The 24076-nt window shown below is 59.5% G+C and carries 18 protein-coding genes; 12 read left to right on the forward strand and 6 right to left on the reverse strand.

Annotated features, from left to right (window positions below):
* Positions 1–5: 5 nt before the first annotated feature.
* The 7 genes from ACYZUC_RS28320 (at position 6) to ACYZUC_RS28350 (ending at position 7880) form a co-directional block, all read left to right on the forward strand.
* The gene (locus ACYZUC_RS28320; RefSeq protein ID WP_008040864.1) at positions 6–362 is read left to right on the forward strand and encodes a DUF4398 domain-containing protein; all 357 of its coding nucleotides are present in this window, start codon (positions 6–8) and stop codon (positions 360–362) included.
* Positions 359–1171 (forward strand): OmpA family protein, encoded by an 813-nt coding sequence (locus ACYZUC_RS28325; RefSeq protein ID WP_461991869.1) that lies wholly within the window; start codon positions 359–361, stop codon positions 1169–1171. The genes ACYZUC_RS28320 and ACYZUC_RS28325 overlap by 4 nt, the downstream gene beginning before the upstream one ends.
* A gap of 300 nt (positions 1172–1471) precedes the next feature.
* Positions 1472–2911: an aminotransferase-like domain-containing protein gene (locus tag ACYZUC_RS28330; RefSeq protein ID WP_008040862.1), complete on the forward strand. Its 1440-nt coding sequence runs from the start codon at positions 1472–1474 to the stop codon at positions 2909–2911.
* 95 nt (positions 2912–3006) lie between these two features.
* On the forward strand, positions 3007–3480 hold the full coding sequence (locus ACYZUC_RS28335; RefSeq protein ID WP_461991871.1) for a translation initiation factor 2: 474 nt from the start codon (positions 3007–3009) through the stop codon (positions 3478–3480).
* A gap of 165 nt (positions 3481–3645) precedes the next feature.
* On the forward strand, positions 3646–3900 hold the full coding sequence (locus tag ACYZUC_RS28340; RefSeq protein WP_461991873.1) for a YkgJ family cysteine cluster protein: 255 nt from the start codon (positions 3646–3648) through the stop codon (positions 3898–3900).
* A gap of 40 nt (positions 3901–3940) precedes the next feature.
* Complete coding sequence (locus tag ACYZUC_RS28345) at positions 3941–4546, forward strand: START domain-containing protein (RefSeq protein ID WP_461991875.1); 606 nt, start codon at positions 3941–3943, stop codon at positions 4544–4546.
* Positions 4547–5786: 1240 nt separating this feature from the next.
* Positions 5787–7880, forward strand: coding sequence for an LTA synthase family protein (locus tag ACYZUC_RS28350; protein WP_461991877.1), 2094 nt, complete (start codon positions 5787–5789; stop codon positions 7878–7880).
* 59 nt (positions 7881–7939) lie between these two features.
* Here ACYZUC_RS28350 and ACYZUC_RS28355 read toward each other — a convergent pair whose 3' ends face one another.
* A complete protein-coding gene (locus ACYZUC_RS28355) occupies positions 7940–8098 on the reverse strand; it encodes a DUF3309 family protein (protein WP_174602692.1) in 159 nt (52 codons plus the stop codon).
* 278 nt (positions 8099–8376) lie between these two features.
* Here ACYZUC_RS28355 and ACYZUC_RS28360 point away from each other — a divergent pair, with 278 nt between their 5' ends.
* The 3 genes from ACYZUC_RS28360 (at position 8377) to csrA (ending at position 9917) form a co-directional block, all read left to right on the forward strand.
* Positions 8377–9192 carry an SDR family oxidoreductase gene (locus tag ACYZUC_RS28360; RefSeq protein WP_008034550.1) on the forward strand — a complete coding sequence of 272 codons (816 nt, stop codon included), beginning with the start codon at positions 8377–8379 and terminating at the stop codon, positions 9190–9192.
* A gap of 64 nt (positions 9193–9256) precedes the next feature.
* A complete protein-coding gene (locus ACYZUC_RS28365) occupies positions 9257–9589 on the forward strand; it encodes a YnfA family protein (protein WP_280161898.1) in 333 nt (110 codons plus the stop codon).
* Between the two features lie 142 nt (positions 9590–9731).
* Positions 9732–9917, forward strand: coding sequence for a carbon storage regulator CsrA (csrA, locus tag ACYZUC_RS28370; protein WP_461991879.1), 186 nt, complete (start codon positions 9732–9734; stop codon positions 9915–9917).
* A 5-nt stretch (positions 9918–9922) separates the two neighbouring features.
* On the opposite strand, the gene ACYZUC_RS28375 is transcribed toward csrA, so the two are convergent.
* The 4 genes from ACYZUC_RS28375 to ACYZUC_RS28390 all read right to left on the reverse strand — a co-directional run bounded on the left by ACYZUC_RS28375 (position 9923) and on the right by ACYZUC_RS28390 (position 15260).
* The gene (locus ACYZUC_RS28375) at positions 9923–10150 is read right to left on the reverse strand and encodes a YheU family protein (RefSeq protein ID WP_003199186.1); all 228 of its coding nucleotides are present in this window, start codon (positions 10148–10150) and stop codon (positions 9923–9925) included.
* Between the two features lie 209 nt (positions 10151–10359).
* Positions 10360–11550: an osmoprotectant NAGGN system M42 family peptidase gene (locus tag ACYZUC_RS28380; RefSeq protein ID WP_461991882.1), complete on the reverse strand. Its 1191-nt coding sequence runs from the start codon at positions 11548–11550 to the stop codon at positions 10360–10362.
* A 185-nt stretch (positions 11551–11735) separates the two neighbouring features.
* A complete protein-coding gene (gene ngg, locus ACYZUC_RS28385; RefSeq protein WP_461991884.1) occupies positions 11736–13484 on the reverse strand; it encodes an N-acetylglutaminylglutamine synthetase in 1749 nt (582 codons plus the stop codon).
* Positions 13485–13487: 3 nt separating this feature from the next.
* The gene (locus tag ACYZUC_RS28390) at positions 13488–15260 is read right to left on the reverse strand and encodes an N-acetylglutaminylglutamine amidotransferase (protein WP_461991886.1); all 1773 of its coding nucleotides are present in this window, start codon (positions 15258–15260) and stop codon (positions 13488–13490) included.
* Positions 15261–15556: 296 nt separating this feature from the next.
* Here ACYZUC_RS28390 and ACYZUC_RS28395 point away from each other — a divergent pair, with 296 nt between their 5' ends.
* Positions 15557–20374, forward strand: coding sequence for an NEL-type E3 ubiquitin ligase domain-containing protein (locus ACYZUC_RS28395; RefSeq protein WP_461991888.1), 4818 nt, complete (start codon positions 15557–15559; stop codon positions 20372–20374).
* A gap of 5 nt (positions 20375–20379) precedes the next feature.
* On the opposite strand, the gene mnmC is transcribed toward ACYZUC_RS28395, so the two are convergent.
* Positions 20380–22362 carry a bifunctional tRNA (5-methylaminomethyl-2-thiouridine)(34)-methyltransferase MnmC2/FAD-dependent 5-carboxymethylaminomethyl-2-thiouridine(34) oxidoreductase MnmC1 gene (mnmC, locus tag ACYZUC_RS28400; protein WP_461991890.1) on the reverse strand — a complete coding sequence of 661 codons (1983 nt, stop codon included), beginning with the start codon at positions 22360–22362 and terminating at the stop codon, positions 20380–20382.
* Positions 22363–22522: 160 nt separating this feature from the next.
* On the opposite strand from mnmC, the gene pap reads away from it, so the two are divergent.
* Entirely contained in the window at positions 22523–24046 is a 1524-nt protein-coding gene (pap, locus tag ACYZUC_RS28405) for a polyphosphate:AMP phosphotransferase (protein ID WP_461991892.1), read from the forward strand.
* The last annotated feature ends 30 nt before the right edge of the window (positions 24047–24076 follow it).

Below are 24076 nucleotides of genomic sequence, written 5' to 3' on the forward strand. Positions count from 1 at the left end.
TTTTAGTGAGTATTCGACCTCTTTTCGCTGCCCTGGCCGTTCTGGCTCTGGCGGGTTGTGCAGCCGATCCGGCGCCGAATGAACAAATACGCCTGACCGAACAGGTGCTCGTGCAAGCCAAAGCCGTGGGGGCCACCGCGGACGATGTGCCGGAAATGAAACTGGCCGAAGATAAATTCGCCCGTGCCCAAGGCGATATGGCCGATCAGTCTTACAAACATGCACGCATGCGCGCCGAACAGGCCGAACTTGACGCACGCCTGGCCGAAGCCAAGGTGCTGACGCTCAAAAGTGAAGAGAAGCTGGATCTTCTCAACACCCGCATCACTCGATTGCGCAAGCAAGTGGGGGATGCCCAATGAACCTCACGTCCAAAGTTATCGGCGGCTTGATCCTCGCGGGTTGCGCCAGCCTCTATGGTTGCGCCGGTCAGCACAGTGAAGCCGCGTTGCAAGAAGCGGGTGCCGACTTTCAGAAGGTGAAAGAAGATTCCAACGTGCTGCGAATCGCGCCGAAAGACGTGATCCGTGCCGGTGAATCCCTGGCCCGTGCCGATCGACTGTCCAGCTACTGGGGCAGCGGCTCCGACGTGGTGCATTACGCCTACCTGAGCCAGCGCTACAGCGAAATCGCTCGGGAGCACACCAATCAGGTACTCAATGAAGAGCGCGCGGCGAAGCTCGAATTGGAGCGTCAGCGCCTGCAACTGGCCCTGCGCGAATCCAAATTGCTGAGCGTGCAGCAGCAGGGCAAGTGGCTTGAAGAACAGATTGTTGCGCTGGCCACGACCCAGACTGACCGTGGCCTGGTGATGACCCTCGGTGATGTGCTGTTCGACACCGGCGAAGCGGAGCTGAAAAACTCGGCGAACCGCGTGGTGTTGAAGATCGTGCAATTCCTGCAGCTCAATCCCAAGCGCGTCGTGCGCATCGAAGGCTACGCCGACAGCACTGGCGGCAAGCAGGAAAACCTCAAACTGTCCCGTGACCGTGCGCAATCGGTGGCGGACGTGTTGACGGACCTGGGCATCGACGAAAAACGCATTCAGGTCGAAGGTTATGGCGACGAATACCCGGTAGACGCGAACGCCTCGGAACGGGGCCGGGCGCAGAACCGTCGGGTGGAAATTGTGTTCTCCGATGAAAAAGGCCAGCTCGGCGCCGCCCGGTAATGGACGCTTCCTTGTGAAACCATGCAATCCGTAGGAGCCGGCTTGCTGGCGATAGCATCACCGCGGTGTCTCAGATGAACCGCAGTGATGCCATCGCCAGCAAGCCGGCTCCTACAAACCCGGGCTGCCCGTCAGCGCCGGGTTTTTTTGTGTCTGCGAATTGCCTCGCAAAGCAGTACAGATTTTGCTGACACTGCACTGTACCGTCGACTATTGTGGCAACTGTCCCCGTACACTTCTAAACTGTTCCGGTATTGTTTCACACAAGAATAAAATGCCCGTGAAATCGAGTGCTGCGTCATGACCAATCTCTTGCTCTACCAACGTATTGCTCAACAACTGGCCGAAGACATCCGTCGTGGGGTCTATCAGCCGGGGGAGCGCGTGCCTTCGGTACGCAAGATGAGCTCGCAGCTCAATGTCAGCCACGCGACGGTGTTGCAGGCGTATGCCAATCTCGAAGATCAGGGGCTGATCCGTGCCCGGCCGCAGTCGGGTTACTACGTGCACCAGACGCCGGCCCTGACTGCGCCGACACCGGACATCGCCAGGGTCGAACGTCCCGGCCTGGTCACCCGCAGCAGCATCATTCAACAAGTGTTGGTCGAATCCCGTCGTGAGGGCGTGTTTCCCTTGGGCGCGGCGGTGCCGAGCGTCGATTACCTGCCGGTGCGAGCGCTGCATCAGCAGTTGGCCAAAGTCACCCGATTCCATAGCCCGCGGGCATTCAGTTACATGTTCAGCCCCGGTTTTGAACCGTTGCGGCGGCAAGTGGCGATTCGCATGCGCGATGCCGGCGTGGTGGTCGATCCGTCGGAAGTAGTGATCACCCACGGCTGCGTCGATGCCTTGCAGATGTCCCTGCGTGTGTTGACCCGGCCGGGCGACTTGATCGCCGCCGAGTCGCCGACCTACTACGGGTTGCTGCAACTGGCCGATCTGTTGGGCCTGAAAGTCATCGAGATCCCCAGCGATCCGGCCACCGGCATGAGCCTGGAAGCCTTGCAACTGGCAGCGAATCAGTGGTCGATCAAAGCGCTGGTGCTGACCACGCGCCTGAGCAATCCGCTGGGCGGCACCATGCCCGAAGAGCGGCAGAAACAACTGCTGCGCCTGGCCTCGGATTTCGATATTCAGGTGGTCGAAGACGATATCTACGGCGAACTGATGTTCGAGCAGGGCCGCACCAAGGCACTCAAGGCCTACGACCGGCTGGATCGGGTGATCTACTGCTCAAGCTTCTCCAAGACCCTGTCTCCGGGTGTGCGGATTGGCTGGATGATTGCCGGCAAGTACCAACAGGAAATCCAGCGCTTGCAGACCTTCAGCACACATTCGGCTTGCAGCGTTACGCAGATGGGGATCGCGGCATATCTGGAAAATGGCGGTTACGACCGGCATTTGCGCTACATCCGTCAGGAGTACCGCAAAAATCTCAGCGCTTTTCAGCTCGCGGTGCAGCAGTATTTCCCGGAAGGCACACAGATGACCCGGCCGACCGGCGGCTTCATTCTGTGGGTGAGTCTGCCGGGGCGGGTCAATACACAAGAGCTTCATGTGCGCGCGTTGCAGCAAGGCATCAGCATCGCACCGGGGCTGATTTTCAGTAACACCGAGCAGTTCAATCACTGCATTCGGCTCAACTGCGGCATTCCCTGGAATCGCGAAGCCGAGCGTGCGTTGATGACCCTGGGCATGCTGGCTACCCAGCTTTGCCAGGAGATGGCCGGCGGAATGTGATGGGCGGGCGGGTAATTCCTGCCCGAGCTTGTCATGTCGCGTCCAACAAGCGAGCATATGGCCCTCTGCCGATAGCGCCGTTCCCCGTTGGATCCATGAAACCGATTTTTCCTGCCGCCTGGTTGTCGATCTGCCTGTTGATAACCTTCAATTCGGAAGGCGTCCTGGCGGCTTCCGCTCAGGAAAAACCGGCCACCAGCGCGACATCGAAAAAACCGGCATCGGCGAAGAAAGCCACACCGGTCAAAAAGAAAGCGGCTACGCAGAAAAAACGTCCGCCCATTGCCTCCAAATCGAAACCGGCCAGTGAAGTAGTGAAAACCAAACTGCCTTCGGCTGACCTGGATTTGAGCTTGCCTGAGGAAATGGCCGAAGAGTTCAAGCCGGTCGGTACCGTTCCGTTGCCCCGGCACGATGCCGTGTTGCCAAAAATGTTTGGTGAGAAGGGCGGCAGCTCTCCGTTCCAGCTCAACGGACGACTGATCAACAACGAAATGAAGTTGCAACTGCGTAACGAAGAGCGTCGGGACGTCGACGGCGCGGCGCTGGAATTGGAGTTCAAGCAGTAAATCCCCCCTTCGCGTGACCCGCAGGCCAGACGCTTTGTCGGAGACTGGTCAGTCACGCTGGTTTGAGCGTAAAAACCCGGCGGCAGGTAATTTAAAACAACTGTTTTAGCGGTTACTCTGTGCCCCGTCCTTTAACACATCACCCGTCGCGAGGAGCTCGTCGTCATGAAATGCCGTGAAGGCTGTGGCGCCTGTTGCATTGCCCCTTCCATCAGTTCTCCGATTCCCGGTATGCCCAATGGCAAAGCCGCCGGAGAACGTTGCGTTCAACTTTCTGCCGAAAACCTGTGCAATATTTTCGGCCAACCGGAACGTCCTGCCGTGTGTTCGGCGTTTGAAGCCGACGTCGAAGTCTGCGGAAACAGCAGTGACGAAGCGATCAGATTGCTGGGCTGGTGGGAGCAGATGACGGCGGCGTGATGTGTCAACGAACGGAACTTCAACAATAAGGAATAAGACTATGGGTTCGCTGCATCGTATGGCTGTGCTGTGTGGTTTGACGGTTTTGCTGGCGACTGCCACCGCACAGGCCGAAGACTGGAAGGTGGCCAAGAATGAAGACGGCATCAAGGTGTCCTTGAGTGAAGTGGCCGGTTCTGACTACAAGGCTTATCAGGGCGTTACCCTGATGAAAACCACCATGGCCAAATTGCGCGCACTCCAGGAAGACGTGGCGGGCGCCTGCTCTTGGATTCACGAATGCAAACAGCAGAAGCTGCTCAAGCATGAAGGCGATCAGAGCTGGACCTACACCCAGTTCAATACCCCATGGCCGGTGACTGCGCGTGATTCGGTGCTGCATATCACGACTACCGCAGGCGCCGATGGCAGTCTGACCCGTAAGCTTGAGGGCGTGCCGAAGTACATTCCTGAAGAAAAGGGTTTTGTGCGGGTTGCCAAGGTTGAGGGGTTCTGGAAGTTCGTGCCCAAGGGTGACCAGATTGAAGTGACCTATCAGGTTCACACCGAGCCGGGTGGTAGCGTGCCTTCGATGATTGCCAACAAGTTTGTGGTTGATGCGCCGTTCAATACCTTGAAAGCCCTGAAAGAGCGCGCCGAGAAGTAATCGCTTCGTTTCTTTCTATAAAAAGCCCTGATTTGATCGGGGCTTTTTTTTGCGGGTTTGTTTGATTGGTGTGCATATCCGTTGCTGCGGTCACGGCGGCTATTGGTTTCGCTCTTACAGCGAGTCACTTGGAGAAGCGCCAAGTAACCAAGCGCTCTTGCCCCTTTCGTTCGGTGCCTCGCTAATGCTCGGCATGCCCTCGCTCCGGTCCTGCTCCGTGGGCCCGCCGCCATCGGCCATCCATGGCCGGGGGCGGCTAACCCGGCATCCATGCCGGGTTGCCCACTGCGCAGAACCTTCACTCGGCCTCTCGAGGGGGCGTGCACCTCAAAAGCCAGATCAAAAGCCAAGGCGAGCTAACGCTCGGCCTGATGAGTGGTGAAAATCAAAAGCGTACGCGATTCCCTGTAGGAGCCGGCTTGCTGGCGATGGCGGTGGGTCAGTCGACACAAATATCGCCTGAAAGGACGCTATCGCCAGCAAGCTGGCTCCTACAGGGGAAATGCATATTTGTTTGGATGAATACGATTAACTGTAGGAGCCAGCTTGCCGGCGATAGCGGTGGGTCAGGCAATGAGTACGTGACTGAACGGACGCCATCGTCGGAACGCCGCCCGCAGCAAGCCGGCTCCTACAGGGGGGAGGTGTACATGTCGGGAATGAGTGAACGCATCAGAGAAGGACAACGCGGACAGCTGAGAGCCAGGTCGGCTTTCAGGCCGCCTCGGCGGCTGTGGCGGTAGTCGCCCCCTCGAGAGGCCGAGTGGAGGTTCTGCGTAGTGGGCAACCCGGCATGGATGCCGGGTTAGCCGCCCCCGGCCATGGATGGCCGATGGCGGCGGGCCCACGGAGCAGGACCGGAGCGAGGGCATGGCGAGCATTAGCGAGCCACCGAACGAAAGGGGCAAGAGCCCTTGGTTACTTGGGGCTTTTCCAAGTGACTCGCCGTAAGGGCGAAACCAATAGCCGCCATTACCGCAGAAACGGATATGACCACACCCAACTTATGGACTCTGAAAGACTTTATTGTGTTTCCGAATATGCGCTACACAAAATTTTCACAAAGCCTCCAAGACAATTCGCCCGCGCCAGCCGTGCAGATCAGTAATCAATAGCAATGCCGCGGTTGATCGTGCAACATTTGCGCACCGCGCAAACCCCGGGGCCGAGAACTGGCCAACAGAGGGCAGGGCGCAGCTGTAATTTTGAAACTTCAACTTCCAATGGGTCCTAAAACGACATGGCAATCCCGGACGCCCTGAGTCAGCAGCGAGCTTCTAGTCGCCTGCTGCAACCGACCGTCAAATCGCATCTGGCCTACACGCTGCTGTGTGCCCTGGTCATGATGGTCATGTTCAGCCTGCTGCGCGTCGCGCTGCTGGTCTATAACCGCGAGATGATCCTCGACACCCCGGCCTCGACCTTCTTCGAAGCGTTCGCCAACGGTCTGCGCTTCGACCTGCGCCTGGTGGTCTACCTCAGCATTCCGCTGTTGCTGGCGCTGTTCAGCGCCCGGGCCATGGCGGCCCGCGGGTTCTTCCGTTTCTGGCTGACCATCGCATCGAGCATCGCGCTGTTCCTCGGCCTGATGGAAATGGACTTCTACCGCGAGTTCCACCAGCGCCTCAACGGCCTGGTCTTCCAGTACGTGAAGGAAGACCCGAAAACCGTAATGAGCATGCTCTGGTACGGATTCCCGGTGGTTCGCTACCTGCTGGCCTGGGCCGTGGGCACGTTGATCCTGACCCTGGCGTTCAAGGGCGCCGACCGTGCCACCCGTCCTCGCGGCCCCTTCAGCGGCGGCAGCATCGGCACGCGCCAGATCGCCCCGTGGTATGCGCGCATTGCCGTGTTCGTGGTGTGCCTGCTGATCTGCGTGGTCGCGGCTCGCGGCACTCTGCGCCAAGGCCCGCCACTGCGTTGGGGTGACGTCTACACCACCGACTCCAACTTCGCCAACCAGTTGGGCCTCAACGGCACATTGTCGCTGGTCGCGGCGGCCAAGAGCCGGATGTCCGAAGATCGCGACAACATCTGGAAAGCCACGCTGCCACAGCCGCAAGCTCAGCAAATCGTGCGTGACATGCTGGTGATGCCGGACGACAAGCTGGTGGATGCCGAGACCGCAGCGGTGCGCCGCGATTACACGCCGCCGGCCGACAAGACCCTGCCGATCAAGAACGTCGTCGTGATCCTGATGGAAAGCATGGCCGGTCACTCGGTCGGCGCCCTCGGTGCCTCGGGCAACATCACGCCGTACCTCGACAAGCTGTCGAAGGAAGGCCTCTTGTTCGACCGCTTCTTCTCCAACGGCACCCACACCCACCAGGGTATGTTCGCCACCATGGCCTGCTTCCCGAACCTGCCGGGTTTCGAATACCTGATGCAGACCCCGGAAGGCAGCCACAAACTGTCCGGCCTGCCGCAATTGCTCAGCGCCCGCAACTATGGCGACGTCTACGTCTACAACGGCGACTTCGCTTGGGATAACCAGTCGGGTTTCTTCAGCAGCCAGGGCATGACCAACTTCATTGGTCGTAACGACTTCGTCAACCCGGTGTTCTCCGATCCGACCTGGGGTGTGTCCGACCAGGACATGTTCGACCGTGGTCTGGTCGAGCTCAAGGCACGGGAAAACGGCAAGCCGTTCTATGCCTTGCTGCAGACCCTGTCCAACCACACGCCATACGCCTTGCCGACGCCATTGCCGGTCGAGCGCGTGACCGATCGTGGCAGCCTGAACGAGCATTTGACTGCCATGCGTTACGCGGACTGGGCGCTCGGTCAGTTCTTTGAAAAGGCCCGCAAGGAGCCTTACTTCAAGGAAACCCTGTTTGTCATCGTCGGTGACCACGGTTTCGGCAATGAGCGCCAGATCACCGAAATGGACCTGGGCCGCTTCAACGTGCCGATGCTGATGATCGCACCGGGCATCCAGGAAAAATTCGGCAAACTTGACCACACCGTGGGCACTCAGATCGACATCGTACCGACCATCATGGGTCGCATCGGTGGCGAAGTGCGTCATCAGTGCTGGGGACGTGACCTGCTCAACCTGCCGGAAGGCGACACCGGTTTTGGCGTGATCAAACCGTCGGGCAGCGAACAGACCACGGCCATTGTCACGGCGGATCAGATTCTGGTCTTGCCGAAAGAAAAGGAAATGGAGCCGAAGATGTATCAGTACGAACTGGGCGCGACACCTCACGCCGAGATCGTTCCGAATGCACCTCGCACTGCCGAGCTGAAACTCAAGCTCGAAGCGTTCCTGCAAACGGCGACCAAGAGCCTGATCGACAACACCGCCGGTGTCGTTGACGGCAAGCCGGACTAAGCGTTGATGCAATAAAAAAGAGGCCCTTCAAGGGCCTCTTTTTTTTGCCTGTCAGATCTTTATATCTTGCCGAGTAACAGCAAAATCAACAGCACCACCAACACCACGCCGATGATACCCGACGGGCCATAACCCCAACTTCTGGAATGAGGGAAGACCGGCAGACCACCTACCAGCAGGAGGATCAGAATAATGATTAGTATTGTGCCCATGTCTATTTCCTTGTCGGAAGTGTTCTGAAATTGCCTGGTGTTAATTGTCAGCTGGACTGCAATAAACCCGAGCTGCTTGTAAATTCCGACTGGTGCACTTGAAAGAAAATTCCAAGTTTTTTTAATGTTTTTCGAAGAAAGGCTTATTTCGTTTTCAGGGGCCTGGTTGATACAGGCGCGCTCGCGGTTTGCTCGCGCCATTCAGCAATCTGATGGAGCGTGGGTCGGGCAAGGTCCTTCGCTACACTCGACGCATCTTCCCCGGAACAACAAGGCTGTTTGCTATGCAAAATCGCATGATGATCACTGGCGCGGGCTCGGGCCTGGGTCGCGAAATCGCGCTGCGCTGGGCACGTGAAGGCTGGCAACTGGCTTTGTCGGATGTCAGCGAACCCGGTCTGCAGGAAACCCTGAAACTGGTTCGCGAAGCCGGCGGCGATGGCTTTATCCAGCGTTGCGATGTGCGCGATTACAGTCAGCTGACTGCGTTCGCCCAAGCCTGTGAAGTCAAGCTCGGCGGCATCGATGTCATCGTCAACAACGCCGGTGTCGCCTCGGGCGGGTTCTTCAGTGAACTGTCCCTGGAAGACTGGGACTGGCAGATCGCGATCAACCTGATGGGCGTGGTCAAGGGATGCAAGGCGTTCTTGCCGCTGCTGGAAAAAAGCAAAGGCAAGATCATCAACATCGCGTCGATGGCCGCCCTGATGCAAGGCCCGGCGATGAGTAACTACAACGTGGCCAAGGCCGGTGTAGTTGCTTTGTCCGAAAGCCTGCTGATCGAACTGGCGCATCAGGAAGTTGGCGTGCATGTGGTGTGCCCGTCGTTCTTCCAGACCAACCTGCTGGACTCTTTCCGTGGTCCGACACCCGCCATGAAAGCGCAGGTTGGCAAGTTGCTGGAAAGTTCGCCGATTAGTGCGGCCGACATTGCCGACTACATCTATCAGCACGTCGCCGCCGGCGAATTCATGATCCTGCCCCACGAACAAGGCCGTATGGCTTGGGCGCTGAAGCAGAAGAACCCGCAACTGCTATACGACGAAATGACCCTCATGGCCGATAAAATGCGCGCCAAGGCCAAACAAACCGCAGGCTGAACTTGCCCGCGCACAACGTCGCCGTTAGGGTGGCCGCCATCGGTCATCCTCGCGGGACGTTCGCATGCTCAATTACCTGTGGTTTTTTCTTGCTGCGCTGTTTGAAATCGCCGGCTGCTTTGCCTTCTGGATGTGGCTGCGTCAGGGCAAAAGTGCCTGGTGGGTGGTGCCGGCGCTGCTCAGCCTGACCTTGTTCGCGCTGCTGCTGACCCGTGTCGAGGCGAGCTACGCGGGGCGGGCTTATGCCGCCTACGGTGGCATCTACATCATTGCGTCGATTGGCTGGCTGGCAGTGGTCGAACGGATTCGCCCGCTCGGCTCTGACTGGATCGGCGTGGCGCTGTGTGTGATCGGCGCGAGCGTCATCCTGTTTGGCCCGCGTTTCTCTGCTGCCTGAAGCAAAACCACAGTTTGTAAGACGTTTCCTTAAGAGGTGTTCGTCTTGCGCTGTAGGGCGGGACTGTTTTGCCCTCGTCGCATTGAAGGCCCGCCGCGTGCCGGGCATCTTCAGGGTTCGATAACCCTGAAGGACGAATGCCATGCTTGTACTCAGCCGCGTTGTGGGCGAAATGATTTCCATCGGTGACGACATTTCGGTGCGTATTGTCGCCGTCAACGGCAACACGGTGCGCTTCGGCGTCGAAGCGCCGCAAAGCGTCAATGTGCACCGTGCCGAAGTCTACAAGCGCATCCAGGTCAAACTGGCAAAAGCCAAAGGGCGATGAAGGCGTCAGTCGAACAGATGCTTGGGCACGTCGTGCTTGAGCATCAACTGGCATTGCTCGCTTTCCGGGTCGAAGACAATCAGCGCCTGACCTTTGGTCAGGGCCTGGCGAACACGCAAAACGCGGGTTTCCAGCGGCGTGTCATCGCCGTTGTCGGTGCCGTCGCGGGTCACGAAATCCTCGATCAGGCGGGTCAGGGTGTCGACTTCAAGTTGGTCGTGGGGAATCAGCATAGGCACCTCGGCTAAACAATGGCGCGATGCTACGGCGAATGATGGGTTGCGGCTAGTCTGGACCCGATGTGTTGCCTGGGCTGACGCCTTCGCGGGCAAGCCTCGCTCCTACAGGTTTCGCGTTGATCACATTACTTCGGATCGACGCAAAGTCTGTAGGAGCGAGGCTTGCCCGCGAAAGCGTCAGCCCAGGCAATGAAAATTCCGGATCAGCTATCCGACCGCTGCCCCACCAGACTATCCACCGAAGGCACCCGAGTATCGCTTTCCATCTGCGTGTCATGTTCTAACTGATGACTGAACCGGTCCAGCGAACCTTTGGCCGGTTGCGCATCGGTGGCAAACACCGGCGGGCTGAGGATGTAGGCGCCGAGCAGGCGACTGAGCGCCGCGAGGCTGTCGATGTGGGTGCGTTCGTAGCCGTGAGTCGCGTCGCATCCGAAGGCGAGCAGGGCGGTGCGAATGTCATGGCCGGCGGTGACCGCTGAATGCGCATCGCTGAAGTAGTAGCGAAACAGGTCGCGGCGCACCGGCAACTCGTTGTCGCTGGCCAGTCGCAGCAGGTGCCGCGACAAGTGATAGTCGTAAGGCCCGCCGGAATCTTGCATCGCCACGCTGACCGCATGTTCGCTGGAGTGCTGGCCGGGCGCGACCGGTGCGATGTCGATGCCGACGAATTCGCTGACGTCCCACGGTAACGCCGCCGCTGCACCGCTGCCGGTTTCCTCGGTGATGGTGAACAGCGGATGGCAGTCGATCATCAGCTCTTCGCCACTGTCGACGATCGCTTTGAGCGCCGCCAGCAGCGCGGCAACGCCGGCCTTGTCGTCGAGGTGACGGGCGCTGATGTGGCCGCTTTCGGTGAACTCCGGCAACGGGTCGAACGCGACGAAATCGCCGACGCTGATCCCCAGTGAATCGCAATCGGCGCGGGTCGCGCAGTACGCGTCGAGGCGCAGTTCGATGTGATCCCAGCTGATCGGCATCTCGTCCACCGCGGTGTTGAACGCATGCCCGGACGCCATCAACGGCAACACGCTGCCACGGATCACTCCATTGTCGGTAAACAGGCTGACGCGGCTGCCTTCGGCGAAACGGCTGGACCAGCAGCCGACGGGCGCCAGAGTCAGGCGACCGTTGTCTTTCACCGCGCGAACGGCGGCGCCGATGGTGTCGAGGTGGGCGGAAACGGCGCGGTCGGGGCTGTTTTTCTTGCCTTTGAGCGTGGCGCGGAGGGTGCCGCGGCGAGTCATCTCGAAAGGAATGCCCAGCTCTTCAAGCCGCTCGGCGACGTAACGCACGATGGTGTCGGTGAAACCGGTCGGGCTCGGAATGGCGAGCATTTCCAGGAGGACTTTTTGCAGGTAGTTGAGGTCGGGTTCCGGGATTTTATGGGTCATGGAAACTCCTGATGAGTAAAGAACATCGATGGTTTCGATGATGGTAATTTGCGGTGTCTGTGGGGCCGCCTTCGCGGGCAAGCCTCGCTCCTACAGGGAATAGCGTCGTGCGCGATATTCCAAACGACGCAAAACCTGTAGGAGCGAGGCTTGCCCGCGAAGGCGCCAACCCAGGCGCCACATCACTAAGAGACCGCCGGCTGACTATGCGGAAACAACAGATCCACAAACCGCTCGGCCGTCGGCTGCGGCTCATGGTTGGCCAGGCCGGCGCGTTCATTGGCTTCGATAAACACGTAGTGCGCCTGATCCGCCGCCGGCACCATCAGGTCGAGCCCGACCATAGGAATGTCCAGCGCCCGCGCCGCGCGCACGGCGGCATCCACCAGCGTGGGATGCAGGATCGCCGTGACATCTTCAAGCACACCGCCGGTATGAAGATTCGCCGTACGCCGTACGAACAAGTGTTCGCCCGCCGGCAGAATGCTGCTGTAGTCGTAACCCGCTGCCTGCAACGTGCGTTCGGTCTCGTGGTCCAGCGGGATTTTGCTTTCACCGCTGGTGGCCGCCTGCCGACGCCGACTCTGGGCATCAATCAGCGCACCGATGGAATGCTGCCCGTCGCCCACCACTTCGGCCGGTCGGCGAATCGCCGCCGCCACCACCTCAAACCCGATCACCAGAATCCGCAGGTCGAGGCCTTCGTGAAAGCTTTCCAGCAGCACACGGCTGTCGAACTGACGGGCTGATTCGATGGCTTGCTGGACGTCCTCGATGGTCCGCAAATCCACCGCCACCCCTTGACCCTGTTCGCCATCCAGCGGCTTGACCACCACTCGCTCGTGTTCGTCGAGAAACGCCAGGTTGTCATCGGCGTTGCCGGCCAGTTGCTGGCTCGGCAGATTCAGACCGGCCGCCTTCAACACTTTGTGCGTCAGGCTTTTGTCCTGGCACAGGCTCATGCTGATGGCGCTGGTCAGGTCACTCAGCGACTCGCGGCAACGTACCCTCCGTCCGCCGTGGCTGAGGGTAAACATCCCGGCCTCGGCATCATCGACCTGCACATCGATGCCGCGACGATGGGCTTCCTCGACGATGATCCGCGCGTAGGGGTTGAACTCGGCTTCAGGACCGGGGCCGAGAAACAACGGTTGGTTAATGCCGTTCTTGCGCTTGATCGCAAAGGTCGACAGGTTGCGAAAACCGAGCTTGGCGTAAAGATTTTTCGCCTGGCGATTGTCGTGCAGCACGGACAGGTCCAGGTAACTCAGGCCACGACTCATGAAGTGTTCGATCAAGTGCCGCACCAGCACTTCACCGACGCCGGGCCGCGAACAGTGCGGATCGACTGCCAGGCACCAGAGGCTGCTGCCGTTTTCCGGATCGTTGAACGCCTTGTGATGATTGAGGCCCATGACACTGCCGATGATCGCGCCGCTGTCCTCGTCCTCGGCCAGCCAGTACACCGGGCCGCCCAGATGACGCGGGGTCAGCAGACGGGCGTCGATCGGCAACATGCCACGCGCCTGATACAACTGATTGATCGCCTGCCAGTCGGCATCACCTTGCGCACGACGAATGCGAAAGCCGCGAAACACACGGGTCGCCTGCCGGTAATCGCTGAACCACAAGCGCAAGGTGTCCGATGGATCGAGAAACAACTGTGCGGGCTCCAGCCCCAGCACTTGCTGGGGCGCGGCGACATACAGGGCGATGTCCCGTTCGCCCGGTTGCTCATTGAGCAACTCTTGGGCGAGGCTCGCCGGGTCGGGGAACGTATGGCCGATCAACAACCGGCCCCAGCCGCAATGCACGGCAATTGGCGCGGTACCGAGTTCACTGCCGTCTTCAGCCAGACGCGCCTGCAAGCGTTCGTAGGAGGGCGCCTGACCGCGCAATAAGCGTTGGCTGTACGCCGTGGCATGAGGTTTCATCGATCAGATTCCTTGTTCACTGAGCCACAGGTTCAGCGCCGCCAATTGCCACAGCTTTGAGCCGCGCAACGGGGTCAACTGGCCTTGTGGATCGGTCAGCAAACGGTCGAGCATCGCCGGGTTGAACAGGCCACGATCCTGGCTCGGGTCCAGCAGCAATTCGCGCACCCAGTTCAGCGTGTCGCCCTGCAAATGCTTGAGACCCGGCACCGGGAAGTAACCCTTTTTACGGTCGATGACTTCGCTCGGAATCACCAATCGCGCCGCTTCTTTCAGCACTTGCTTGCCGCCGTCCGGCAGTTTGAATTTGCCCGGCACCCGGGCTGACAATTCCACCAGGCGATAGTCGAGAAACGGCGTGCGTGCCTCCAGGCCCCAGGCCATGGTCATGTTGTCGACGCGTTTGACCGGGTCGTCCACCAGCATCACCGTGCTGTCCAGACGCAAGGCTTTGTCCACCGCCGCATCGGCACCCGGCTGTGCGAAATGTTCCTTCACGAAGTCGCCGGCGGCGTCATTCGCGGTCAGCCATTTCGGCTGTACGGTGGCGGCGTAATCCTCGTAGCTGCGATCGAAGAACGCATCGCGATACGCCGCGTACGGATCGGCCGCGCCAGCGACCTGCGGATACCAGTGATACCCGGCGAACAATTCGTCCGCACCCTGGCCGCTTTGCACCACTTTGCAATGCTTGGCCACTTCGCGGGACAACAGATAGAAAGCGATGCAGTCATGACTGACCATCGGCTCGCTCATCGCGCGGAAGGCGGCGGGCAGTTGCTCGATGATCTCTTTTTCGTCGATGCGCAATTGATGGTGCTGCGTGCCGTAATGCCTGGCGATCAGGTCCGAATACTGGAACTCGTCACCGCGCTCGCCACCGGCATCCTGGAAACCGATGGAGAAGGTCGACAGGTTTTCCACGCCGACTTCCCGCAACAGACCGACGAGCATGCTCGAATCGACACCGCCCGACAGCAGCACGCCGACGTCCACCGCCGCCCGTTGACGAATCGCCACCGCATCGCGGGTGCTGTCGAGTACGCGGTCGCGCCAGTCTTCGAGGGTCAGATTCTTCTCATCCTCGTGTGGGCCGTAGGGCAGGGTCCACCAGGTTTTCTGCTCGGTGGTGCCGTCTGCTTCGATGCGCATCCAGGTGGCGGGCGGCAGCTTTTCGATGCCGGCCAGCAAGGTGCGCGGCGCCGGGACCACCGCGTGGAAGTTCAGATAATGATTGAGCGCCACCGGATCGAGGATCGGGTTGATATCGCCGCCCTTGAGCAACGCTGGCAATGCCGAAGCAAAGCGCAGGCGCTGGCCGGTGCGCGACAGGTACAGCGGCTTCACGCCGAGACGGTCGCGGGCGATGAACAGGCGCTTGGCGTCACGCTCCCAGATAGCGAAGGCAAACATGCCGTTGAGCTTGGGCAACAGCGCTTCGCCCCAGGCGTGGTAGCCCTTGAGCAGCACTTCGGTGTCGCCGCCGGAATAGAAGGCGTAACCGAGGGATTCAAGTTCAGTGCGCAGTTCGGGAAAGTTGTAGATCGCGCCGTTGAAGGCCAGGGACAGACCCAGTTGATGGTCGACCATCGGCTGCGCCGAGCCGTCCGACAGGTCCATGATTTTCAGGCGACGATGACCAAGGGCAATTGGCCCCTGGCTGTGAAAGCCCCACGCGTCAGGGCCGCGAGGCGCCAGGTGATGGGTGATTCGTTCAACGGCTGCAAGGTCCGCAGGTTGATGATCGAAGCGTAACTCGCCAGCTAATCCGCACATAAAGTCCTTACCGGTTTTTCCGTTGGGGAGGGTCAATCGATACCGCGCCAAAAGGGCAGGTACTCAGAAACTGACCCACCTCGGTTGTGGGAGTTTTAGATCGATCAGTTATAAGCAGGAATCGCCGGACGAATGGCAGGCACTGCAGAAATGCCGTTGGCCGTGGCGGTAATTATTGATGGGATGCATAGAAGTAGCTGCTTGGATGGGGGGCAATTCGACCCGGTATTCGAATTATTCATTGCCTGCCGGGCTTCCTAAACTGGGCGTCTCTCAATGCAATAAGGATATTGCTCATGCAGGTTACGACTGCAAAAACCGCCCCCGTGGCGGTGCCCATGACTTCAGCACAACGCCTCGAAGCGTTGTTGGAACACACAGGCGACCTGGACAAGGCGCAAGTGCTGCAAGCGTCTATACCGCCATGGTTGGCGACTGCAGATCTGAGCGTGGTGCAGGCTCTGAAGGCTGCGTTCGAGCAGTCTTTTGTTACCCATGGCAAGGTCACAGAGGCGCTCAAGAAGCTCAAGCCGTTGGACGAGTTCTGCAAAGAGCAACTGACCGGGTTCCTCAAGGGTAAATGGACGGTCGATTTCGACGTCGAGCGGGACACGCTGGACATCACCCAAAAAACCTACACGTCAACCGGTGTGCTCCCGGTTATCGGCTCCACGGAAAATGAAACGACCACCTCACGCAGCCTGCTCCAGGCGGCCATGGAAAACTTCACCTCCGGGGAAACGAGGAACGGCGGTTTTCCAGCGGACTCGGTTATACGGATCAATGAACAGGCCCAATCAGGCGTTGAAATCATCCCTGTAAAATTCGCCGCTCTGTGTCGTGAGCTCGACCTGGGGGCCCGCTATCAGCGCCATATCGACGAGGCCTTGGCATTGCCGGCCAAACCCGCAAACGGTGCACCTGTCGATGATCGGGCCAGCGTCGCGGACATCCGGCGGCTGAAGGTGCTGGACATGCGAGTCGCCCTGCACATCGCCTCTCTGAAGAACGACATCACACCGGCTGTTCACACGATGCTGCAGAGTGTGATCGATCAGGATCTCTCGGCAGCTCAAACCAAAGACGCATTGTTTGATGGCGGACCGGTGCATTGGCAGGGCTTGATGATTCATGACACCTGCATCTGTGGGGTACTGATATTCAGCAAAGTCTCCATCGATACCGAGCCGAAAGCCCGGTGCGTGGTTTACATGCCGAACGAACCCCGACGACCGTTGTATGAATACGCCTCGCTGGATGAATTCAAGGTCTACCTGACCCTCCATTTGCAAAGCAAAAGCTACAGAAAGTCTTTCGCCGAGCAGTATCTGCATGGCCACGAAAAAACCGGGTTTTTTACCGAGTTTGACAAGGGCAAGACCTTGGGCACGCTCGCTGCCGCTCCCGCCGACACCTGCCTTGGCGATTTTTTCTTCAGTGATTTTGTCAGCACGACTCAAAAAGACGCACGAGTGCTTGCCGTGCCGACTGAAGACGTCGATGAGCAGCAGCGGGAAAAAACGCTTCAGACATTGCTCGATGGTGGACCTCTTCTACTAAACGCAGCCGCTTTTTTCGTACCCGTGGTTGGCCATTTGATGCTGATGGCGGCCGCCGTCGACATCCTCGTCGAGGTGTATGAAGGCGTGGTTGACTGGACGCACGGCGAGCGGGCCGAGGCGTTGTCCCATTTGCTGAGTGTTGTGGAAAACGTCGCGCAGCTGGCAGCGTTTGCCGTCGGCGGAAAAATCATCGCGACGGCTATCGGTAAGGGCGCAAAGGAGCAGACGGCATTCTTCGACGGTTTCGAGGCCGTCACTCGCACTGATGGCAAAGCAAGATTTTGGAAGCCTGACCTGGATCCCTATAAACAGACCACGACGCTGCCAATCGACGCGCAACCTGATGCCCAAGGGCTTTACCGGCATGCCGGACAGACCTCGATCGTCATCGAGGGTGCTCCGTATCGAGTCAGCCGCAACGCAGCGGGATCGGCATGGACCCTCAATCACCCTGTGCGCACTGACGCATTCGCGCCTGCCGTCGAGCGAAATGTGGAAGGGGGTTGGCGGCATGTTTATGAACACGCGCACGAGTGGCGCGATGGTGCTTATGCATTGGGGCGCACCGATCCGCGCCTGAGCGATCTCGGCAGCGATCTGGAAGCGATTGCCGATATCACCGACATGACGCCTGACACGTTGCACCAGCTTCATGAAAGCAGCCTCAAGTTGCCGCAGCGGCTGAACGATTGTGTCGAGCGCTTCAGGATTGACCGTCGCATCACTGCGATGGTGGCGGCAATGGATCGGGGAGAGACGGCAAACAAGGACTTCATTCAGGAGCAACTGCATACGCTGCCGAGGCTGCCCGGCTGGCCGGCGGATCGCTTCATTGAAGTGCGCGACGAGGAGGATTTGGTCGTGTCCCGCTTCCCCGAGACAGCACCACACGATGATGACGTCAACAGCGTGCACGTCGATCAGTCGGATCTGGATTCGGGGAAGCTGCTCGATACCGTCATCAGTGGCCTCTATCCGGCAGAAGTGGAAGGCATCATCGGAAGTACAACCACTGAATCGAAATCGCAGCTGTTGGCAAAGAAGATCGCGACAAGCCTCAAGAGTAATCGCCAGCCGCTGTTTGAGTGGCTTTATAAAACCTGGGACGGCACTGCCACCGGTGATGCTGCGCCGTTGGGCGAACACGCCGCAGACCTTCCCGTTCGCGTGCGTCAGGAATTGCTGGATAACGCCTCTGGCCGGGATCGCAACTTTCTGCGTGAGCACAAGATCCTTGGCATGGATCTCGCCGGGCAGGTCAGCGAGGCACAGGCGGCGATCAGGCAGGACCGTGCGATCACCGGGTTGCATCTCCCGCCACTGGCCAATGCCGACACCGACAGACTGACACTCGGGCTGATGGACAGGGTGCAAGGCTGGGATGGCAGCTGTCGAATCGAAGTGCGAGAGGCGCGCGCGACCGGCACCTTGCTGGACAGCGTGGGCGAAGCGGATGCGCAATCGCTGCGGATCATTGTCAAGACGCCCACCGGCTACCAGGTCACCCGAACCAGTGGCAATGTGACTTCGACGCTGACGAGCGACACGCTGCTTGAGTCGATACTTGACGCATTGCCAGCCACCCAACGCACCCGCATGAGTCTCACTGGCGACGATACGCTGGACGCCCCGACGTTACGATCGCGACTGTCGAGGGCCGCCGCTGGCGATCCGGCGCGTACCGGGCAAGTATTACGAGGGGAGCGCAGTGATACCCCCAAACACCTTTCGGCCTGTGTCCTGGCGGATCCCCCCGCCGCGGGCTCTTATGCAAGGGGCTTGATTCGCAAAGTCAAAAAGCTCTATCCACTGTTCACGGATGCCCAGGTTTCATCGTTTCTCGACAACGCCGGCAGCACCCAGATGCAGCGGGTCAATCACATCAAGGCGTTGGAGCAGCAACTGAAAAAACTGCTGGGTGTGCTGCACACTTGGCGCGGCGATGAAGTGGCAATGAAGAAGCTGCCGGGGCAGCTCAACGATATCCGTGTCAGCCGTCGTCAGGTGGCCAATACCATCGAGAAATGCTGGCGCCGGATAGCAGCGCGGCCAAATCAGCCTTCTACAACGCTCACGCTGGAGCGCAACCCTGTAGGCCCATTGCCAACGCTGACCGAGCAGGATGTCGCCCATGTGCGCAGCCTTTCTATCAAGGACATGCAGGCTGGCGATGAGCTGGCGTATTTTCTCGCTCCGTTCAAAGGGCTTTTCAGGCTGGAACTGGACCGGAACAAACTCACGCGATTGCCTGAAGTGCTGTCGCACATGCCCAATCTTGAACACTTGAGTCTCGACGGTAATCAGATACAGCTGACCGAACACACCTTGGGCAAACTGACGGACATGCGCAAATTGCGCACGTTGGGGCTGAGCGGCAATCGCTTGGGAGCCACGATCAACGTCAGCAAAATGCTGGATCTACGAGTGCTGCACCTACGGGATACTCACGCAACGGAACTGCCTGTCGGGCTTTCCCGCTTGCCGTATCTGGACTTCGTGGACCTGCGAGGAAACGAAATAGTGGAGTTGCCGGAGTCGTTGTTTCGACTCCCTCAGCGATTCGCTCTGGCGATCAACTTGCGCCATAACCCCGTATCCACGCTTAGCCGAACGAGGCTTGCGGCCTACCGTAGCCGTACGGGCATCGGGATGGGGCTGCTGCCCAATGACACTGCGGTGCTCAATGATCAAAGGGCTCGAGACCTGTGGATGCCAAACCTGGTTGAAGAGACTTACGCCAGTCGCAATCGTGCATGGCTGGCGCTGAAGAACGAACCCGGCTCGAAAGAATTCTTTGAATTGCTGGCAGAAGTTGGAAGCTCGGCGGACAGCCGTTATGTGAAGGAAGACATGACGCGGCGAGTCTGGAGTGTCATTGAGGCGACCCAGACTGACCCGGCATTACGCACGCAATTGCTGTCCATGGCAGTGAAAGCCAATTGCGCTGATGACGCGGCGACGATCTTCAGTAATCTTGAGGTCGCCGTTGAGATCGACACGGTGGTTCGGCAGTCTGCTAATGCCCATGATCAGGCCGCTCGGCTATTGAAACTTGGGCGAAGCCTGTTCCGTCTGGATTACCTGGCCAGAATTGCCCGGGAAAAGGCCGAAGCCAATCCGGCGCTCGATGCGGTGGAAGTGGAGCTGGCTTATCGCACCGGTCTGGCCGACAGGCTCGAACTGGTCGGTCAGCCCCGGCACATGCGTTACGCATCGCTCAGTGGCGTGAAGGCAAACGATCTGGACGTTGCCTACAACAAGGTCCTTGCCGCAGAAGTCTCACCTGAACTATCGACCTACATCACTGGCCGCACGTTCTGGAGCGACTTTTTGCGACAGCACCATGGCAAGCAATTCGCTGACCTGACGGCCCCCTTTCACGTGCGGATGGAGACGGCCTTTGAAAACGAGGCAACGCTTGGCGCGAGCTATCGCACCACGGTCGACGGCATCGCCGATGAGTTGAAGAAAGGCGAGGCCGCGTTGTTGAAGCGTTTGACCGAGGCGGCCATGAAGGCTGACGAGTCAAGGACTTGCTTTGCGCTGGATTGATCGCCTCAGGCCTTGCCTCGAATCAATCGGCGCAAGGCGAAGCGGTTCGGATGACACGCCTCGGCCACGGCTCTGGGCAATGGCAACGGTTCGTTATCCAGCCACGCGGCGAGCAACTCGCCTGACAACGGTGCGGTGATCAAACCTCGGGAACCGTGGCCGCTGTTGACATACAAGCCGTCCAGCCATGGGCAAGGGATGTCCGGTGTTTGCCGGGCATCCTTGCTCAAGGCGCTGTAGGCGTCGGCGAATGCCTGGCCGTCGGCCAGTGGGCCGACAATCGGCAAGTAGTCCGGGCTGGTGCAGCGAAATGCCGCCCGGCCTTCAAGTGCATCAGGCTGCAATGCATTTGCGCCGAGCCGAGTGACCAGGTCAACCGAGATTTCTTCGAGCATTTGCAGATTGCCTGCATGTTCGGCAGCGGTCGGGGTCAGGTCATCGGAGTTGAAATCGAAACTGGCGCCCAGGGTGTGTTCACCCAAGCGAGCTGGCGCGACATAACCTTCGGCGCAGACGACGGTGCCCAGCACCTGGCTTTCAGGCGTCTGTGGCAGGCGAGTGATTTGTCCACGAATACGTTTGAGCGGCAGCTCGCTGCTGTAGGCGAAGCGCTTGATCTCGGCAGCCCCGGCCAGTACCACCACCGGGGCATCGGCCAGTACGGTTTCACCCTCCAGGGCTTGCCAGTGTCCGTGCGCTCGGCGCAACTCCAGCACATCGTGATGGGTCAGGATCTGTATGTTCGGGTGCGCCGCTTGCCATTGGCACAGGGCGGGCGGGTGTACCCAGCCGCCTTCAGGGTAGAACAGGCCACCCGATTGCAGCGCGATGCCGGCGCGGATTTCGGCCTGCGCTTGATCGAGCGTGTGCAGCAAGTCCTCGGGAAACGCTGCGGCCAATTGCGCCTGACGCTCCGCTTCCTTGGCATTGAAGGCCAGTTGCAGCACGCCGCAATCGTCCCAGTCGAGACCTCGATGCAACTGCTCAAGCAAGCGGCGAGTGTGGCCGAAACCGCTGACGATCAATTGCGACAACGCGGTGCCATGGGCGGAAAGCTTGAGGTACAAAACCCCTTGAGGATTGCCCGAGGCTTCCTGCGCCAGTGCCCCGTGACGCTCCAGCAGACTGACCTGCCAACCCCGCGCCGCGAGGCTGGCGGCTGTCGCGCAACCGGCGAGGCCGGCGCCAATCACCAGGGCCCGACGTTCGCCGGTCAGGGGGGCCGGACGCGCAAACCACGGTTTTGCCATGACGGGCTTCGCGACCTCCTCAGGCCAACCGAGAAACACCCCGCGCAGGATTTCCCATTTGTGGCCGATGCCGGGCGTGCGTTTCATCTTGAAGCCAGCGGCATTCAACAGACGGCGCACCCAACCGGTGCTGGTGAAGGTGCTGATCGTCGAGCCGGGCGCCGCGAGTCGGGCCAGCTCGACAAACAGTTCGGCGGTCCACATGTCGGGGTTTTTCGCCGGGGCGAAACCGTCGAGAAACCAGGCATCGATCTGCGCGTCCAGCTGTGGCAACTGTTCCAGCGCATCGCCGATCAGCAGCGTCAGGGTGATGCGTCCATGGTCCAGAATCAGACGCTGAAAACCTTGATGAATCGCCACGTATTGCGCCAACAGTTGATCGGCAAACGGCTTGAGTTCCGGCCACAAGGCCAGCGCCCGCTGCAGATCGGGCAGGCTCAGCGGGTACTTTTCGACACTGACAAAATGCAACCGCGCACCGGCCACCGCGTGCTGCTCGAACAACTGCCAGGCGCACAGGAAATTCAACCCGGTACCAAAACCGGTCTCGCCAATCACCAGCTTCCCGCCCACCGGCAACGCCGCAAAACGTTCACGCAGCGCATTCTGTTCGAGGAAGACGTAACGTGTTTCGTCCAGCCCGGACAGGTCGGAAAAATACACATCATCGAACACCCGCGAGCGCGGGAGACCTTGGTCGTCCCAGTCGAGCTGGGCGTGGGGCAATACAGGTTTCATGGCAGGCTCGGCAACGGCAAGGCGACCATTCTAGCCGATCGTCGAGTCGCTGCTTGATCCATGGCAACGTCCGGATCGGGTCAGGCAGTGAAAATGGGATTTCTCCCACGCAGGAGAGGTCAATCCGCTAGTCTTGTTCAATCCTGGAAGGAGCCGTCCCATGTTCGAATCTGCTGAAATCGGTCACGTCATCGACAAAGAAACCTATGAAGCCGAAGTGCCGGCGCTGCGTGAGGCGTTGCTCGAGGCGCAGTTCGAACTTCAGCAGCAAAAACGCTTTCCGGTGATCATTTTGATCAACGGCATCGAAGGCGCCGGCAAGGGCGAGACCGTGAAGCTGCTCAACGAGTGGATGGACCCGCGCCTGATCGAGGTCCGAACGTTCGATCAGCAGACCGACGAAGAACTGGCACGACCACCGGCCTGGCGCTACTGGCGGATGCTTCCGGCCAAGGGCCGCATGGGCATCTTCTTTGGTAACTGGTACAGCCAGATGTTGCAGGCCCGGGTTCATGGCGTGATCAAGGAACCCCGGTTCGATCAGAGCATCAACGGTGCCGAACGCCTGGAAAAGATGTTGTGCGACGAAGGCGCGCTGATCTTCAAGTTCTGGTTCCACCTTTCCAAGAAGCAAATGAAGGACCGCCTCAAGGCCCTGGCCGACGACCCGCTGCACAGTTGGCGCATCAGCCCGCTGGACTGGCAGCAATCGGAGACTTACGACAAGTTCGTCAAGTATGGCGAACGCATTCTGCGCCGCACCAGCCGCGACTATGCGCCGTGGCATGTGATTGCCGGGATGGACCCGCGCTATCGGAGCCTGGCGGTCGGCAAGATTCTGCTTGAAGGCCTGCAAGGCGCCTTGAAAAGACCGAAGATTCACCCGGATAAAGTCAGCGCCGCGCCATTGGCCAGCAGTGTCGATCTGGTGAACCTGCTCGACAGCCTCGACCTGAATCAACGCCTGGAAAAGGAAGATTACGAAGAACAACTGATCACCGAGCAGGCGCGTTTTTCCGGGTTGATGCGCGACAAACGCATGCGCCGGCACGCCTTGATCGCCGTGTTCGAAGGCAACGATGCGGCCGGCAAGGGCGGGGCTATCCGCCGGGTGGCCGCCGCGCTCGATCCTCGGCAATACAGCATCGTGCCGATTGCTGCGCCCACCGAAGAAGAGCGGGCGCATCCGTACCTGTGGCGTTTCTGGCGGCATATTCCGGCACGGACCAAATTCACCGTGTTCGACCGTTCCTGGTATGGCCGGGTGCTGGTGGAGCGTATCGAAGGCTTTTGCAGCCCGGCCGACTGGCTGCGCGCCTATGGTGAAATCAACGACTTCGAAGAGCAGATCGCCGATGCCGGAGTGATCGTGGTCAAGTTCTGGCTGGCCATCGACAAACAGACGCAACTGGAGCGCTTCGAAGAGCGCGAACAGATCCCTTTCAAGCGCTTCAAAATCACCGAAGACGACTGGCGCAATCGGGAAAAGTGGGACGCTTACCGGTCCGCAGTCGGCGACATGGTTGACCGTACCAGCACCGAAGTTTCACCCTGGACGCTGGTGGAAGCCAACGACAAGCGCTGGGCGCGGGTCAAGGTTTTGCGCACGCTCAACCAGGCGCTGGAAGCAGCATTCGAAAAGTCCGACAAGCATGAGAAGAAACTGAAAAAGCTCAAGACTTGAACCGATGGTGACGCATACGCGGGGTGAATG

The organism is Pseudomonas sp. GT1P32, from assembly GCF_054897805.1.